The following is a 16,673-nucleotide window of genomic DNA, read 5'->3' on the forward strand; positions in this document are numbered from 1 at the left end:
GGCTGTGACCGGCCATCTACCGCGCCTGGTACCAAGGTCGGCTGAGGGCTGGTAGCAGTCATCCGCAAGCGAGATGGATCCGCGCTACCCTGGTAGACTGCTCGCAACGGCAGCTCTGCGCAGAGAGCGGAATTTGCAATTTCCTGCAAAGCACACTGGACCTGTCCCGTTTTTGTGCCGCCCCAGACGCCCATTTAAGCCACCTTTCGTTCGAATGCGGTAGGGCTTTTCTATTTGGGGGTGGGCTACTTCTTAACTTCGACTAAGATGTCAGCTAGGGCGAGAAATATAAGACAGAATGCACCTATAGCAAGGTTCGGGTCCAAATTCCTGTCCGAGCCTGCATAGCGCCTTACGGCGTCGTCCGTCGCAAATAGCTTTACCGCTGCATTTGAGCTGGCAAGTATTATTCCAAGCCAGCCAACGGCTCTCAATACAGAAACCAAAGTAAAAGTTCCTTTTTCAGATCGACAGAACCCTGGTCACAGCCCTGATGTGGGTTGGGGCAGAGTCTGTTGCTCGCGATAGTACATCTATATTTGGTAAGTTTGTAACTTGAAGGACGGACTGAGCAATATCGCACTTCTTTTTTGTTTTGGGAGTGAAGATTGCTTGACACACATTCTCGTTTAGTTCCCGATGTGTCCCACAGGCGGTACGCACAAAAAAGTGTTTTAATTCAATGGGGAGAATTCGAATTTGCAATCCGCTGCGTCACCACTCCGCCAACTCGCCTCTTTTGACCTGGTCTGTGGCACGTGGTGTTCTGCCACACAGTCTGCGACATCTTCTATTTAGGTTCGGTTGCCTTCGCAAGGGTCAAAGTGACATAGAACCTTGAAAAAACGAGGTGTCAATTTTGGATGTTTCGGGGCGCAAAACTTCGGGTGCTGGGGCTGCGTCAGGCGCGCCTAATGGCCTCGGCGATGAGCTGTGCGATCTTGGGGGCGGTGCCGAGGGCAGGCAGCAGTCTGCCTTCAAACTTGGCCTTGGTGAGGGCGGCGGGAATGTCCTGTGTGACGTGGTCGCCAGATTGGGCAAAGAACGGCAGGCAGAGGCTTTGAGCGGGCAATCTTTTCGCTACATCAGACAGATAAGGGGGCTGTTCAATATAGCTTGTTACCAGCTCCAGGCCGGGCAGCAGGGGGCGCAGTGCGGTGGCAAAGCGTTCGGTGGCTGCCGACGCCTTGGGGCCGTGGGCCGATCCATGGGCGGCAAGCAGCAGGCTGTCTTGGGCAGTGTGGTTTTCTGCTGCCGCGGTCTGGGCGGCCAGGGCCTGTCGGACCATGCTTGCCACGAGTTCTGGCAGGGCTGGGTCTTGACCAAATGGCGGCAACTGGCGGTGCTCAAGACCGTTCAGCCGCTGTGGCAGAACCTTGGTGGTGAACCAGCCGTCAGCCATGAAAAAGGGATAGACCAGAGCGCCCCGCCGCATCACCTGCTCCAGGCGGTCGGGCTGCGCTAGGGTCGCGGAGCGGACCTCCCAGCCGGGCAGGAACCGGGAAACCTGCGCTGCCAGCTGGGCCAGGGCGCGCTCGGGGGGCTCTGGGGCAGAGGGTTGGCCATGTGCCACGATTACCACCGTTTTGGTCGCACCGTTGGCTGTGCTCGCCTGCAGGGGCTGGTCTGCTGGAGTGCGAGGAGAAGGAGGCATAGGGGGCTCTGTTTGGCTAGGGGTGGGTGTCGCTGGCCCCTATATATGTGGCCTCTCGCCTGACGCTAGGGGCTTTGGGCATATTCACCTGCTGTCGGGGCCTTTCGGCGGGGCAGGTCGGGGCGGCAGGGCGAGGGGGGTGTCCCCCTCGCCAAGGGCTGTTTACCTAGCCGTAATGCGCCACGGGGGTGCCGGCAATGGCGGCCATGTTCAGCAAGCCACGTGGGGTGATGGACGGGCTGACGATATGAGCGCGGTTGCCCATACCCATCAGAATTGGCCCAACCTCAAGCCCGTCAGAGCGCATCTTGAGAATATTGCGCACGCCAGAGGCCGCGTCGGCATGGGCAAAGACCAGTACATTGGCGGCGCCCTCCAGCCGTGAATTGGGGAAGATCCGTCCTCGCAGCTCGGTGTCGAGCGCGGTGTCGATGTTCATCTCGCCCTCATAGGTAAAGTCGCAGTGCTTGGCATCGAGGATCTCGATCGCGGCCCGCAGACGGGCGCCGGTGTCGCAGGCGATATTTCCGAACTGTGATTGCGAGCACAGGGCGATCTTTGGTTCGATGCCAAAGCGGCGCACATGCCGCGCGGCCCCCATGACGGTTTCGGCAATCTGTTCCGGGGTGGGTTCGATCCGCACCTGGGTGTCAGCGATGAACAGCGGCCCATCCTCAAGGATCATCATCGACAGGGCACCGTGGGGTGCATAGCCCTGGCCACCCAGTACCTGGTTTACATAGTTCAGGTGCCAGCGGTATTCGCCAAAAGTACCGCAGATCATGCTGTCGGCCTCGCCGTGATGGACCATGATGGCACCAATTGCAGTCGTATTGGTGCGCATGATTGCCTTGGCCAGATCCGGCGTAACGCCCTCGCGCTGCATGATCTGGTGGTAGCTGTTCCAGTAGTTGTAGTAGCGCGGATCATTTTCCGGGTTCACGATCTGCAGATCGCGGTCAGGGCGGATCCGCAGGCCAAGGCGTTCGCAGCGGGCTTCAATCACCTCGGGGCGGCCAATCAGGATGGGTGTTTCTGTGGTTTCTTCCAGCACTTCCTGGGCGGCGCGCAGCACCCGTTCGTCTTCTCCTTCGGCAAAGACAATCCGGCGGGCGGCAGCGCGGGCGGCATCAAAGACCGGACGCATCAGCAGAGCCGATTTGAACACCGACTGGTTCAGCCGCTGTTTATAGGCCTCCAGATCGTCAATCGGCCGGGCAGCCACGCCGCTTTTCATCGCGGCTTCGGCCACCGCAGAGGAGACCACGGCCACCAGGCGCGGATCAAAAGGTTTGGGGATCAGGTAATCGGCACCAAAGGTTAGTTGCTCGCCTTTGTAGGCGGCGGCTGCTTCGGCGCTTGTGGTGGCGCGGGCCAGTTCTGCGATGCCTTCGACGCAGGCGATCTGCATCTCGTCGTTGATTTCGCTGGCGCCAACGTCCAGCGCGCCGCGAAAGATAAAGGGGAAGCACAGCACGTTGTTGACTTGGTTGGGAAAATCGCTTCGTCCAGTTGCAATAATTGCGTCGGGTGCCACGGCGCGCGCGACCTCTGGCAGGATCTCGGGGTTGGGGTTTGCCAGGGCAAAGACAATGGGCTGCGGGCGCATCTTTGCCACCATTTCGGGTTTCAGCACATTGGGACCAGAGAGACCGAGGAACAGGTCGGCCCCGCCAATGACGTCATCCAGAGTGCGCAGGTCGCTGGCCTGGGCAAAGGCGGCTTTTTCCGGGTTCATGTCTTCCTGGCGGCCCTCGTAGACCAGCCCGTGAATGTCGCAAAGCCAAATATTTTCCCGTTTCACCCCAAGTTTCAACAACATATTCAGGCAGGCAATCCCGGCCGCGCCGCCGCCGGTCGAGACGATCTTGATGTCTTCAAACCGCTTGCCCACCACATGCAGCGCGTTCTTCGCTGCTGCGCCCACCACGATGGCAGTGCCGTGCTGGTCATCGTGAAACACCGGAATGTTCATCCGCTCGCGGCACAGTTTTTCCACGATAAAGCAGTCCGGAGCCTTGATGTCTTCCAGGTTGATGGCGCCAAAACTGGGCTCCAGAGCGCAGACGATATCGGCCAGCTTTTCGGGGTCGCTCTCGTTCAGTTCGATGTCAAAGCAATCAATGCCGGCGAAACTCTTGAACAGAACCGCCTTGCCTTCCATCACCGGTTTTGAAGCCAATGCGCCGATATTACCCAAGCCAAGCACCGCAGAGCCATTGGTAACCACCGCCACCAGATTGCCCCGCGCGGTATAGCGCGCCGCATTCGCCGCATCTGCCTTGATTTCCAGACAGGCCTCGGCCACGCCGGGGGAATAGGCGCGTGCCAGATCGCGGCCATTGGCCATCGGCTTGGTGGCGCGGATTTCCAATTTTCCCGGACGCGGGAATTCGTGATAGCGCAGGGCGGCATCGCGCAGCGAAGGGGTGTCAGACATTTGAGGCTCCACTAGGGTATATAGTTTAACGTTAAACCAATTTTGACGCCGGGGGAACCGGCTTTTGCTCAGCTAACGTGATCTGGCCTCTCTTGCGCAATGGAAAACTTCGCCGCACTGTGGCGCAAAGGGGCTGCGGAATTGACAGATCAAAGGATCAGCCCCAGTGATAAAGGGGAAATAGATGAGCGAAATCATAGCAGAAATGCGCCTGCCGACGCAGGAGTTGCGAGATGATATACCGTTTTTCACCAGGGTTCTGGGGATGAAGATGGATATGATCTATCCGGCGGATGATCCCCAGGTTGCCGTGTTTTCCGGGCACGGGTTACGCCTGTGCATCGACCGGGCGGCAAGCGAGCCGCCTGGCACCCTGCGCATCCTGTGTGACGACCCGGACGGATTTGCCGATGGTCAGCGACGGCTGACCGCGCCCAATGGCACCCGGATTGAAATAGAAGAGCGCCACCCGCCCATGGTGATGCCCAAAACCGTGCACAGCTTTGTGGTGCGTCGCCTCAAGGATCAGGCACCCTGGGTGATTGGCCGGGCGGGCATGCATTACCGCGATCTGGTGCCGGATCGTCTGGGGGGCTCTATCATTGCCAGCCATATCCGCATCCCCGATGGCGGGCCGGTGCCGGATATGGTGCATTTCCACCGGGTTGGCTTTCAGCTGATCTTTTGCATCCATGGCTGGGTTGATGTGCTCTATGAAGATCAGGGCGACAAGATGCGGCTTACCGCTGGCGACTGCTTTATCCAGCCGCCGGAAATTCGCCACCGGGTGCTGGAGGCCAGTGACAATGTGCAGGTGATTGAAATCGGCGTTCCGGCGGAACATGTGACCGAGATCGACCATGAAATGACCCTGCCAACGCCGCATCTGCGGCCCGAACGCGAATGGCAGGGGCAGCGGTTTGTCTACAACAAGGCCGAAGGTGCCGCCTGGCAGCCCTTCCGTTTGCCGGGGTTTGACTGTCGCGACACCACCATTGCCGCAAATACCAAAGGCGTTGCTGGCGTGCAGGTGGTGCGCCCGGCGACCGGCGCGGGCGACCCGGTCTGGGCGGCGCATGACACCGACATTCATTTCACCTTTGTAATGAATGGAAGCGTGACGCTGGAAGGCGAGGGGCGTGATCCTTATGCGCTGGAGCAGGGCGACGCTTTTGTGATCCCGCCGGGGATGCAAACCCGGCTCAGCGCGGCCAGTGCCGATCTGGAACTGCTGGAGGTCAGCCTGCCGGGGGTGTTCAGGACCACCCTGACGTAGGCCGCGGTAGAGCCGGGGACAGAACCTGTCTGACCGATTTCACCTGTCCGGGGCCATCAGACAGTGCGCGCCCTTGCTGTGGCCCCGGACGCAGGCTTTACCTTTGCCCGCGCTTGCCCCTATCCTGTGGCCTTCCCACCTGTTGACCCAAACCAGCGAGATCTGATGATGACCTTGAAAGATGCCGCCCGCGCCGTGTGCCAGAACGCCTATGCGCCCTATTCGAATTTCCAGGTCGGGGCGGCACTGCGCAGTGCTTCGGGGGCGGTTTACGTGGGTTGCAACGTGGAAAATGTCGCCTATCCCGAAGGCACCTGCGCAGAGGCCGGCGCCATCGCTGCGATGGTCGCCGCCGGAGAGCGCGACCTGGCCGAGGTCTATGTGGTTGCGGATAGCCCCGCACCGGTGCCGCCCTGTGGCGGGTGTCGGCAAAAGCTGAAAGAGTTTGGTGCCGCTTCCGTGAGGGTGACCCTGGGCACCACCGATGGGTTGGAGCAGCAAACAACCATTGGTGATCTGTTGCCCGGTGCCTTTGACGCGGGCCATATGGTGCGGAGCTGATCCATGGATGCGCGTGCCATCATTGCCGAATTACGCCGGGGACAGCAGCCCAGCGATGCCGAGCTGGGATGGTTTGTCGAGGGGCTGGCCAATGGTCATGTCAGCGATGCCCAGGCGGGGGCCTTTGCCATGGCGGTCTGCCTGCAGCGGCTAGAGCCTGCGGGGCGGCGGGCGCTGACCCTGGCGATGCGTGACAGCGGCGATGTGCTGCACTGGGATCTGCCGGGGCCGGTGATGGACAAGCACTCGACCGGCGGGGTGGGGGATTGTGTCTCTTTGCTGCTGGCGCCGACCCTGGCCGAATGTGGAGTCTACGTGCCGATGATTTCCGGTCGCGGGTTGGGTCACACGGGGGGCACGCTGGACAAGATGGAGGCCATCCCTGGCGTTACCACGCAGATTTCCGAACAAAAACTGCAGGCGATCACCGCGCAGGTCGGTTGTGCCATTGTCGGGGCCACCGGGCGGATTGCCCCGGCGGACAAACGGCTTTATGCCATTCGCGATGTCACCGGCACGGTCGAAAGCCTTGATCTGATTACGGCGTCTATCCTGTCAAAGAAGCTCGCCGCCAGCCCCGAAGCCCTGGTAATGGATGTCAAACTTGGCTCTGGTGCCTTTATGAAAACCCCTGAAGAGGCCCGCGCCCTGGCGCAGGCTCTGGTCGAGACGGCGACTGCGGCGGGCTGCAAGACCTCGGCGCTGATCACCGATATGAACCAGCCGATTGCCTCGGCGCTTGGCAACGGGCTGGAGGTGGCCGAGGTGATGCGGGCTCTGACTGCGGGCAAGACCTGTCCTCTGATCGACATTACTGCGGCGCTTGGCGCAGAGCTGCTGGTGCGGGCCGGGCTGGCAGTGGATGTGGTAGCGGGGCGGCGCCAGATCTCTGATCTGCTGCTGAGTGGCCGGGTGGCGCAGCGTTTTGGCCAGATGGTGGCGGCCCAGGGCGGACCTGCGGATTTTGCCAGCCACTGGCAACGCTACCTGCCTGTGGCCCCGGTCATCCGCGAGGTCACGGCACCCCGCTCTGGCTTTGTCGCGGCCCTGAACGGCGAGGCGCTGGGGCTTGCGGTGGTCGCGCTGGGTGGCGGGCGCATGGTCGAGGCGGATCAGGTGGATCCGGCTGTCGGCATTTCCGATCTTGTGCGGCTGGGATGCTGGGTTGACGCCGGGGCGCCAGTGGCGCGGATCCATGCCGCGCGCGAAAGCGCCGCCCTGGAGGCCGAGACAAGCCTGTTGCAGGCGTTGACCTTGGCGGACCGGGCCCCAGAGCTGCCGCCGCTTGTATATGAAAGGATCGGCTGATGGCACGTGCCTTTTTGGTGGTGATGGATTCCGTGGGCATTGGGGGGGCACCGGATGCCTCTGCCTTTTTCAACGGGGATCTGCCGGATCTTGGCGCCAATACCCTGGCCCATATCGCCCAGGCCTGTGCAGCAGGTCGGGCCGAGACAGGGCGTTCGGGGCCGCTGCAGCTGCCCAACCTGGACCGCCTTGGCCTGGGGGCGGCGATGCGACTGGCCTCGCCGCAGCCCTTTCCCGGCCTCACCGCCCCGCCAGAGGGGCGCTGGGGCGCGGCGACCGAGGTGAGCCAGGGTAAGGATACCCCCTCGGGCCACTGGGAGTTGGCGGGCCTGCCGGTTCCCTGGGACTGGTGCTTCTTTCCCGATACCACCCCCGCCTTTCCGGCTGAACTGGTGGAGTATGTCGCGCAGACGGCAGGGGCGGATGGGATCCTGGGCAATTGCCATGCCTCTGGTACGGAAATCATTGCCCGCCACGGCGCGGCACATATGCGTACGGGGCAGCCGATCTGCTATACCTCAGCCGATAGCGTGTTTCAGATCGCCGCCCACGAAGAGAGCTTTGGCCTGGACCGATTGCTGGCGCTCTGCGAAGCGGTGGCCCCCCGGCTGCATGCCATGAAGGTTGGCCGCGTCATTGCGCGCCCCTTTACCGGCAGGCCAGAGGCCGGGTTCAGCCGTACCAGCAACCGGCGCGACTTTGCTATTCAGCCACCTGCACCAGTGCTGACCAATTGGCTGCAGGAGGACGGTCACCGGGTGCATGCCATTGGCAAGATTGGCGATATCTTCTCGATGCAGGGTATTGATAGCCTGCAAAAAGGCCCTGATGTGCAACTGATGCAGCATTTGGCCCGCAGCATCGAAGGGGCAGAGGCGGGCAGCCTGACATTTGCCAATTTTGTCGAATTCGACAGCCTTTATGGCCATCGCCGCGATATTGCAGGCTATGCCCGTGCGCTGGAATGGTTGGATGCCGAACTCGGCAAGCTGCTGCCGCGCTTGCGTCCGGATGACATGCTGCTGTTGACGGCGGATCATGGTAATGATCCCAGCTGGCCGGGAACAGATCATACCCGCGAACAGGTGCCTGTCCTGGTGGCAGGGTGCGGCACCGGTAGCCTGGGGGCCTGCCGTTTTGTCGATGTCGCGGCCTCTGTTGCGGCGCATCTCGGGGTTGATAATCGCGGCCCCGGCCAGAGTTTTCTTTGACCAACAGATCAAAACAGACTTGCCCCCAAGGGGGGAGCCCGCATAAGACCGCGCAAAGCAAAGTCGGAATTCATAGTAGGAGACAGCCAAAATGAGCGACCATCTGACCGTTGTTGACCACCCTCTGGTACAGCACAAGCTCACGTTGATGCGCGACAAGGCGACCTCGACCGCCGGCTTTCGCCGCTTGCTGCATGAAATCACCCAGTTGCTGGGCTATGAAATCACCCGCGAGCTGCCGCTGACCGAGACCACCATCGAGACCCCGATGGAAACCATGCAATCGCCGATCCTGGCGGGCAAGAAGCTGGCGCTGGTGTCGATCCTGCGGGCGGGCAACGGTATGCTTGATGGGGTGCTGGATCTGGTGCCTTCCGCCCGTGTGGGCTTTGTTGGGCTATATCGTGACGAAGAAACCCTGCAGCCGGTGCAATATTACTTCAAAGCCCCCAAAGAGCTGGGGGATCGCATGGTAATTGCGGTGGATCCCATGTTGGCCACCGGCAACTCTTCTGTTGCCGCGATTGATCTGCTGAAAGAGGCGGGGGCCACCAATATCCGTTTCCTCTGCCTGCTGGCCACTCCCGAAGGCGTTGCCCGCATGAAAGAAGCCCATCCCGATGTGCCAATCGTCACCGCGTCGCTCGACCGAGAGCTGAACGAGAAAGGCTATATCATGCCGGGCCTTGGTGATGCGGGTGACCGTATGTTCGGCACCAAGTAAGACGGGGTCGCAGGCCTGTTTTTTGATCTGTTTCCATATGGCGATGATCCGGCAGCACTTTGCTGGATCATCGCCATATTGTTGCCTAACGCGGCTTTACTACTTTTGAAAATTCAGGCATCCTGACCCTATATTTTGTGGGGCACGGGTATGAAACTAACTAGAATTATCGCGCTGGCCATCATCTCGGGCACTATTGCTTTGGCGGTAGAAGACACTGCGCTACAGGCGCAGACCCTGCGTGCGGTCCGCCCCCCAGCTGAATTTCCCCCGGCATCCTTTCATGGCAAACAGTTCGTCGATAGCCGTGGCTGCGTCTATATCCGCGCCGGCATTGACGGGAATGTGAACTGGGTGCCGCGGGTGGCGCGCAATCGCAAGCAGCTGTGCGGATACAAGCCCACAACAGTTGCCGGGGCTACTGCGCGTCCCACGCAAAGCGCGGGGCCAGAAATGATCACCCTGGATGCCCCGGCCAAGCCTGCGCCCCAGACCGCCGCTGCTGCAACCCCGGTGGCCAAACCTGTGCCAAAGCCGCGTACCGCTGCCGCGACGCCGCCCGCAGTGGTGACCACGGCCAAGCCACGGCGCACGCCACAGACAACCACCGCACGGGTGACCGCCGCGCCGCGGCCAGCCACCACAGCTGTACGGCCTGCGCCGACGCGCACCCGGCCCGCCGCAAGCACGGGGTCGGTCAATGCGCAAGCCCGCGGGCAAGCCGGTGATCAGGCAGGATGCGCAGGGGTTTCTGCGATCAGTCGGCAATATTCCGGTAAGGCTGGCACCCGCTGTGGCCCACAGGCCCAGTCGCCGGTGACATACGGGTCTGGCAGCGGCATTGGTCCGCAGTCTTCGCTGGTTCTGTCGCCGAATACACGGGTGCTGCCAGTGCATGTCTATGAGCAGCGGCGCCATAGTTTGGGGATGACCCCGCCGCCCGGGTATACCGCCGCCTGGGATGATGATCGCTTGAACCTGCGGCGCGCCGAACGCGATCTGCGCCCCGCCATCCTTACCGGGCGGACCCAGGTGCCTGAGGGCTATGTCGCGGTAAAGCGCCGGGATGATCGCATGAATCCGATGCGTGGTGTGCGCACCCCGCGCGGCGACGCGCAGATGGCTGCGATTTGGGATGCCGGCCCGCCACGTAGCCTGCGAGCGCTGCCACTTGATCGTCCGGTGGTGAAGATTGACAACAGGCGACATGATAATTTTGAGGGAGAGGACCGGCATGGTCTTGCCCTGCGTTTGTCGAGCCGCTCTGCGCCAGGCGCAACCGATACGCCTGCCGTCACTGCTGCCTCGGCACCCGCGCGCTATGTCCGCGCCGCAACCTTTGCCGATGCGGCTCAGGCCCGGCAGGCGGCGCAGGCTCTGGCCGCAACCGGGCTGCCGGTGCGCCTTGGCGCGTTGTCGCGCAAAGGCGTGCCCTATAAGGTGGTTCTGGCCGGACCCTTTCATGACAGCACCCGCGCTGAACAGGCGCTGAATCGGGTGCGTGCTGCGGGGTATCGCGGCGCTCGTCTCAGCCGTTAGAGCGTGACGCGTTCATCTGCATTAACGCGACTGCTCTGCTTATTTGATTTTGCGTATTTCAGATGCGCAAGACCGCTTCCTGTTTTTGCACAACATGTTCCAGGTGACAGCTGTAGTTTTGCAGCCGCTCTATAGCGGCTTGGCGCTGCCCGCTTTTGCCCCCCCCACCGATCGCTGTTCCTAACGCCTTGTCGTGCAATGGCTTTGTGCAGTGCCGGGCCTGGTCGGGGTCTAGTAGGGGGGGCTGGCGGTGCATACCATTCTTGCCAATGGTTCCAAAAGAACAGGAGCGGGGGCTGATACGACCTTTTGAACGCCGCCAGAGCCAAGACTTGGACCTAGCCGCAGATGTTTTGTAGCTGTACCCAGTCGCGGTCATTCAGGACCGGCTCTAGTACGCGGCCGGCCATGGGGTCGGCCTCAATCAGGCCCAGCGTGGTCTCGCCAGTGATGTCCAGCGCATAGGCATAGGGTGTGGACGGGATGGCCGCACGGGCGAATTCGGCCAGCAGCATATCATCAGGCAGGGGGGGGCGCGGCGCTGCCAACACGGTTTCCGAGTAACTATCCAGGGTGGCGCGTGTCAGCTCTCCGGTGGTGAGCAGGCGGAACGAGGCAAAAAAGCCACCGGCGTCCAGCAACTCTGCCAGCGGGTCATGCAAATCGGCGCGCGTACGCTCGGCCAGGATTGCACCAGCCGCCACAGCGGGGTCCTCATAATCTTCGACAAAGCTGCGATTGAGCAGCACGATGCCCCCCGGCAAATGCAGGCTGCTGGCGACGCCTGAGCGCATGATAACCAGCTGGCGCAGCCCTGTGCGTAGTGCCAGTTTGGTCAGGATCGGGGTTGCCTCGGGCGTGGCACAGGCCTGGCCTGAAACCCGTTCAATCCGGCCCAATAGCGCCTGACCAATGGCCTTGGCCTTGATCTCAGGGACCACTTTCACCGCATGGCGCTGCATCAGTCCGGGCAGGCCAAACAGCACCAGAATGGCAACCACAGCAAGGCTGCCCAGGACGCTGACCACCCGCAGGCGGCCAGGATGGGGGCGGGAGCGTTCAATGGCATGGCGCACCTTTTCGATGGCGTCCAGCATGGTGACCTCATCCTGCGGGATTTCCAGCTGCTCACCCGGGTCGCCATCGGGGTGAAATAACGCCGGAAAGGCGCCGGGATTGGCACGCTCGACTGCCGCCAGTGACCAATGGGCCAGCGGGCGATCCTGCATATCGGTAATGGTGAGGGTGGCATCGCCAACCGAGATTATGACATCTCGACGCTGCGCATCGGGGCTTGCACGCCAAAGGCCTGCAGCCTCAAGTCGTTCGAATTCCCTGAGAACGGTCATTCAGCCTGCCTGTCTTGCCTGTTTTCGTTGAATAAGCCTAGCATGGCCAATGGCGGTGCGGCAAATGGCTTCGCGGCCAAATACCTTCAGTACCGCGATTTTTGGGGCGCTGCGCGGGCAGATCGTGGTATGCCACACGTCTTGATGTGACGCGGCAGGCCGACTGTATCCTATCAAGGGGTCGCGCCAGGCAATATTGCCCCAAACGTCAAGCCCAGTTGCCCCCGAGCCGACCATCGCTGCACCGTCGATTGATGGCCGCAGTCGGGAGGACGTGAGAGTTCGTTGCGGTTGCGTCAAAGTTTTTTTGAATCTCGTCACAAATTCTGCCTCTGGATCGTCTTATCTCTGAAACCTCAAATTTGGAGATATGATGCGAAATTTAATTCTGATCGGGGTCGGCGGGCTTTCAGTTCTAACGGCGGCCTATATTTGGATCGCCACGCAGCACTGGTATCACACGATACCGGGGGTCGCGCAGACAGGGCCAATGAACTTTCATTTTGCGAAGGATGTCGGCCTTGCCTATCTGGCAAGCGGGGTGGCTTTGATCTGGGCTGGTGTCAAACATGACAAATCAGCCGGAATCTGCGGTGCGTCCTGGCTCGTCCTGCATGCGCTGTTTCATATTTGGATATGGTTTCATCGCGGCACGCCGGCGGATTTGGTTTCCCTTACCAACCTGATTGGCATCCAGATGCCCGCTTTTGCAGGGTTCATTTCCGCAGTCAACTTGAAGTCAGAAAGGGCGAACACATGATCCGCGCGCTTCTCAAAACGGGCATTCAGAGGTTCGCGTCGCGATACAATTACGATACGAGCTACATGAGCCATATTGTTGATACCTCGGCATCGGCAGGGCTGCGGCTGTCTATACTACCGTTTTACAGCCAATATCGTGGTCCCAAAGACGCCCAAAACGTCTGGGCAGGCGCAATGCTTGGATCGACGCTGGATGGTGACTGCGGGTCTTGTGTGCAACTGATCGTCGACATGGGGCTTGAGGCAGCGGTTCCGGCAGAGGAAATCGCGCTTTGTCTGCAAGGCAATGCGAAGGCCGCGGGTGATGTCGGCCTTGGTTTCCGGTTTTCCCAGGCGGCCATTGCGAACGCCCCCGAACTGGAGGATCTGCGAAAGGAAATTGAAGCGCGTTTTGGCGCGGCGGCGGTAACTGCGGCATCTTTTGCAGCATCAAGCGGGCGCATATACCCGGTGTTGAAACGTGGCCTTGGCTTCGGTCAGACCTGTAGCCGCGTGATTATCGAGGACAGGGCAATAACGGCATTGCATCAATCATGAACATAGTTGCGACCATATTTGAAGCAGAGCGCCCAAAACTGATATCACTGTGCTATCGCATGCTGGGTGAACGTGCGGGTGCAGAGGATGCTGTGCAAGACACATGGCTGAAATGGTCAGCAGCCGACCTGACCCAAATTGACAATCCGGCGGCTTGGTTGCGCCGGGTCGCCACGAATATTGCCATCGATACGTTGCGAACCGCGCATCGACAACGCGAAATCTATGTAGGCCCCTGGCTTCCTGAACCCCTTATTCAATGTGAAACGCAAGAGCCTGTGCATCAGTTTGAACTTGCCCAGGAATGCGAGTTAGCATTGCTGTGGGCTATGGAACGGCTCACTGAACGGGAACGTGCGGCATTCATTCTGCGAGAGGCATTCGATGCCAGTTATTCGGACATTGCAGCCACGCTTGATGCAACGGAAGCCGCCTGTCGCCAACTTGTCAGCCGTTCGCAAAAGAAGTTGCAGGACTCTGGTCCCCGTTTCGATGCCACGCCGGAAGAGGTCGCAGATTTGAGCCAACGTTTCTTCATGGCGATCATGGCCGAAGACTTTGATGCGGCTCTGTCATTGCTGACACCCAATTCCGTCGCACTTTCTGATGGCGGGGCAAAAAGACGCGCCGCGCGGCGCCCATTGATAGGTGGCAGCGAGATTTTGCAGGTGTTCCGGGCTTTGTACGAAAAAGCGTGCCATGAAACGGGCTGGACGACCCGGATAGCATCCGTGAATACCAAACCTGCCTTTTTGCGCTATCAATTCGGGCAGCTGGACTCCGTCACCACTCTTGCGCCTGATCAAGATGGAAGAATTGCGTGGCTATATATCATGCGAAACCCAGACAAACTTGGGGTGAGTGAAGAATAGTGAAATCGCGAAAACAGTCGTTAGCTGCGCCGCATAAGGCAGTTAAAATGGGCGCTCTGCCGCCGCCGGATTGCCCCCTGCCGGGTTCGTCGGCGGCTGACTGACCTTTTCAACTGTTCCCCAGGTGCTTGCCGCTTCATCCAAGCGACCCCCTTACAGTATACTACCCATACATTAGACAGGCGATATGCCATCCCGTATGCAGAATGAAATCAAGTGATATATTCTGAAAATGAGAAGATAATGGAAATCAAAACACTGCACACCTTTGCCACTGTTGCCAACATCGGAACCATTGGCGGTGCGTCCAAGAAATTGAACTGCGTCCAATCCAATGTGACGACCCGGATCAAGGCGTTGGAAGCAGAATTGGGTGTCAGCCTGTTCAACCGGAGCCGGGCGGGAATGGCGTTGACAGCGGCAGGCGTGGCCTTCTTGCCCTACGCGCAAGACGTCATTCAGGCAGAAGAACGCGCCCGTGCTTCGGTCGAGGCCTTCGAGAGCTCGGTCAGCTTGCTAAGGATCGGCAGCATGGAAAGCACGCTCGCAGTACGCTTGCCTGGGATCCTGTCATCATTTCGCACAGAAAACCCGAACCTTCGGTTACAGATTAAATCAGGACCCACTGATGAATTGATCGAAAAACTTCTTCTGGATCAGGTAGATATTGCCCTGATTGGTGGCAAGTTTAAGCATGACGATCTCCAGGGACACGCGCTGTTCGCCGAAGAAATGGTGATGATTTCAGCGCTTGAGTTCGAAACCTTGGAGGATCTGCGTTCCCTTCCAGTGATCGTATTCAAGCTGGGGTGTTCTTACCGCGACTACACCCGGCGCTGGATGCGCATGTCCGGCTTGGCGCCGAACGACGTATTCGAACTGGGGACGCTTGAAGGCATCTTAGGATGTGTTGCATCCGGTGTTGGAGTCAGTTGCCTGCCGCGTTCTGTCGTAGAGGGTAGCCAGGTTTGCAACCTGCTGCGCATTCACACATTGGACGATCCCGCGCGTTTCATAGATACCTATGCCATGTTGAATCCTAAATCTGTCCGCAATGGTGCTGTGGATGCGTTTTTACAGACCGCACGAACGACACTGTTTGCAAATTAGAGCACTGTTCTTTGTGATGTTTATTGTTCTGAAATTCTGATCGTATGCATCATTTTTTCACGCTACTTTAGATCAGAGGCGCGTTGTATGATCTTCTCAATCAAAGAAGAGACCACCCTGAAGTTCAAAGACACCAGCCTGCATTTAGCCTTGTGACCGTAAAGCGCATCGCGGGGATCGCCATTGACCTTTGAACCATTGGGTCCCCAGCCCGCGCATAAGGAAGCCCCATGTCCAGTGACTTGACTGTCCTCGCCCAGCTTGGCCTGACCGCCCCGATCATCCAGGCCCCAATGGCGGGTGTTGCCACGCCCCAGATGGCCGCCGCAGTGTCCAAAGCCGGTGGGCTGGGCTCCCTAGGGATCGGCGCATCGACAGTCGCAGCAGCCCGCGATCTGATCCGCCAGACACGAATGCTCACTGATCGGCCCTTCAATGCCAATGTTTTTTGCCACCACCGGGCGATCCGCAACACTGAAAAAGAAACAGCCTGGCTTAACCTTGTGAAGCCTGAGTTCGAGCGGTTCGCAGCATCCCCTCCGAAGGAACTGTCAGAGGTCTATAAGTCATTCTTGGATGGCGATGCGATGTTCGACATGTTGCTAGAGGAACGTCCAGCAGTTGTCAGTTTTCATTTCGGCCTGCCGACCCCGTCCCAAATCAAAACGTTCAAAGACCGTAACATCCTGATGCTGGCCACCGCAACCAACCTGCAGGAGGCGCGTCAGGCCGCAGCCATCGGAATTGATGCCGTTGTTGCACAGGGCTGGGAAGCCGGTGGACATCGCGGCTGTTTCGATGAAAACGCGGAGGACGATCAACTCGGCACCTTCGCTCTAACCCGAATTCTGGTGCAAGAGCTCGACATTCCGGTCATTGCTGCCGGAGGTATCATGGATGGTGCCGGTATACGTGCTGCATTGAATCTTGGTGCCGTGGCAGCACAGCTTGGCACCGCTTTCATTGCGACTGACGAAAGTGCTGCACCGGCAGCCTATCGAGAGGCGCTGGCCGGGGAAAGCGCGCATCACACCTGCATGGTGCGGGTGATCTCTGGTCGCCCGGCCCGGTGTCTGGCCAACCGATTTACCCAATGGAGCAAGAATATCCCTGATGCGTCAGTGCCCGATTACCCGGTGACCTATGACGCTGGAAAAGCCCTGAACGCGGCTGCGACTCATCGTGGCGATACCGGATATGGTGCCCATTGGGCCGGTCAGGGTGCGCCGCTGTCGCGGGCCATGTCTGCAACCCAACTGGTGCATCATCTGATCACGGAAATACAGACAGATTGATACTGATGCACCAGCTGCACCCCCCAGCAGCGACG

At 59.7% G+C, this 16,673-nt stretch carries 14 protein-coding genes; 11 read left to right on the forward strand and 3 right to left on the reverse strand.

Annotated features, from left to right (window positions below; all coding sequences use genetic code 11):
- Window positions 1–901: 901 nt before the first annotated feature.
- Together LRK71_RS06515 and LRK71_RS06520 are read right to left on the reverse strand one after the other, a co-directional pair.
- Window positions 902–1,654, reverse strand: a complete 753-nt coding sequence (locus LRK71_RS06515) for a CbiX/SirB N-terminal domain-containing protein (RefSeq protein WP_232402012.1) — start codon at window positions 1,652–1,654, stop codon at window positions 902–904.
- Between the two features lie 166 nt (window positions 1,655–1,820).
- On the reverse strand, window positions 1,821–4,094 hold the full coding sequence (locus LRK71_RS06520; RefSeq protein ID WP_232402014.1) for an NADP-dependent malic enzyme: 2,274 nt from the start codon (window positions 4,092–4,094) through the stop codon (window positions 1,821–1,823).
- Between the two features lie 184 nt (window positions 4,095–4,278).
- Between LRK71_RS06520 and LRK71_RS06525 the strand changes: the two genes are divergently transcribed.
- From LRK71_RS06525 to LRK71_RS06550, 6 genes are all read left to right on the forward strand, one after another.
- Window positions 4,279–5,370: a cupin domain-containing protein gene (locus LRK71_RS06525; protein ID WP_232402016.1), complete on the forward strand. Its 1,092-nt coding sequence runs from the start codon at window positions 4,279–4,281 to the stop codon at window positions 5,368–5,370.
- 168 nt (window positions 5,371–5,538) lie between these two features.
- Window positions 5,539–5,931, forward strand: a complete 393-nt coding sequence (locus LRK71_RS06530; protein ID WP_232402722.1) for a cytidine deaminase — start codon at window positions 5,539–5,541, stop codon at window positions 5,929–5,931.
- A 3-nt stretch (window positions 5,932–5,934) separates the two neighbouring features.
- On the forward strand, window positions 5,935–7,239 hold the full coding sequence (locus tag LRK71_RS06535; RefSeq protein WP_232402017.1) for a thymidine phosphorylase: 1,305 nt from the start codon (window positions 5,935–5,937) through the stop codon (window positions 7,237–7,239).
- The gene (locus tag LRK71_RS06540) at window positions 7,239–8,450 is read left to right on the forward strand and encodes a phosphopentomutase (RefSeq protein ID WP_232402018.1); all 1,212 of its coding nucleotides are present in this window, start codon (window positions 7,239–7,241) and stop codon (window positions 8,448–8,450) included. The genes LRK71_RS06535 and LRK71_RS06540 overlap by 1 nt, the downstream gene beginning before the upstream one ends.
- A gap of 91 nt (window positions 8,451–8,541) precedes the next feature.
- Window positions 8,542–9,174, forward strand: coding sequence for a uracil phosphoribosyltransferase (upp, locus tag LRK71_RS06545; RefSeq protein ID WP_232402019.1), 633 nt, complete (start codon window positions 8,542–8,544; stop codon window positions 9,172–9,174).
- Window positions 9,175–9,324: 150 nt separating this feature from the next.
- Window positions 9,325–10,713, forward strand: coding sequence for an SPOR domain-containing protein (locus LRK71_RS06550; RefSeq protein ID WP_232402020.1), 1,389 nt, complete (start codon window positions 9,325–9,327; stop codon window positions 10,711–10,713).
- Window positions 10,714–11,051: 338 nt separating this feature from the next.
- On the opposite strand, the gene LRK71_RS06555 is transcribed toward LRK71_RS06550, so the two are convergent.
- Entirely contained in the window at window positions 11,052–12,062 is a 1,011-nt protein-coding gene (locus LRK71_RS06555) for a hypothetical protein (protein ID WP_232402021.1), read from the reverse strand.
- A 373-nt stretch (window positions 12,063–12,435) separates the two neighbouring features.
- Here LRK71_RS06555 and LRK71_RS06560 point away from each other — a divergent pair, with 373 nt between their 5' ends.
- From LRK71_RS06560 to LRK71_RS06580, 5 genes are all read left to right on the forward strand, one after another.
- Window positions 12,436–12,822, forward strand: a complete 387-nt coding sequence (locus LRK71_RS06560) for a hypothetical protein (protein WP_232402022.1) — start codon at window positions 12,436–12,438, stop codon at window positions 12,820–12,822.
- Window positions 12,819–13,361 carry a hypothetical protein gene (locus tag LRK71_RS06565; protein ID WP_232402025.1) on the forward strand — a complete coding sequence of 181 codons (543 nt, stop codon included), beginning with the start codon at window positions 12,819–12,821 and terminating at the stop codon, window positions 13,359–13,361. Before LRK71_RS06560 ends, LRK71_RS06565 begins: the two co-directional genes overlap by 4 nt.
- Window positions 13,358–14,233: an RNA polymerase sigma factor SigJ gene (gene sigJ, locus LRK71_RS06570; RefSeq protein WP_232402027.1), complete on the forward strand. Its 876-nt coding sequence runs from the start codon at window positions 13,358–13,360 to the stop codon at window positions 14,231–14,233. Before LRK71_RS06565 ends, sigJ begins: the two co-directional genes overlap by 4 nt.
- Window positions 14,234–14,476: 243 nt before the next feature.
- Window positions 14,477–15,343, forward strand: a complete 867-nt coding sequence (locus LRK71_RS06575; RefSeq protein ID WP_232402028.1) for a LysR family transcriptional regulator — start codon at window positions 14,477–14,479, stop codon at window positions 15,341–15,343.
- Window positions 15,344–15,573: 230 nt separating this feature from the next.
- Window positions 15,574–16,638: an NAD(P)H-dependent flavin oxidoreductase gene (locus tag LRK71_RS06580; protein ID WP_232402029.1), complete on the forward strand. Its 1,065-nt coding sequence runs from the start codon at window positions 15,574–15,576 to the stop codon at window positions 16,636–16,638.
- The last annotated feature ends 35 nt before the right edge of the window (window positions 16,639–16,673 follow it).

It is taken from the genome of Pseudophaeobacter flagellatus, from assembly GCF_021228235.1.
Lineage (GTDB): Bacteria > Pseudomonadota > Alphaproteobacteria > Rhodobacterales > Rhodobacteraceae > Pseudophaeobacter > Pseudophaeobacter flagellatus.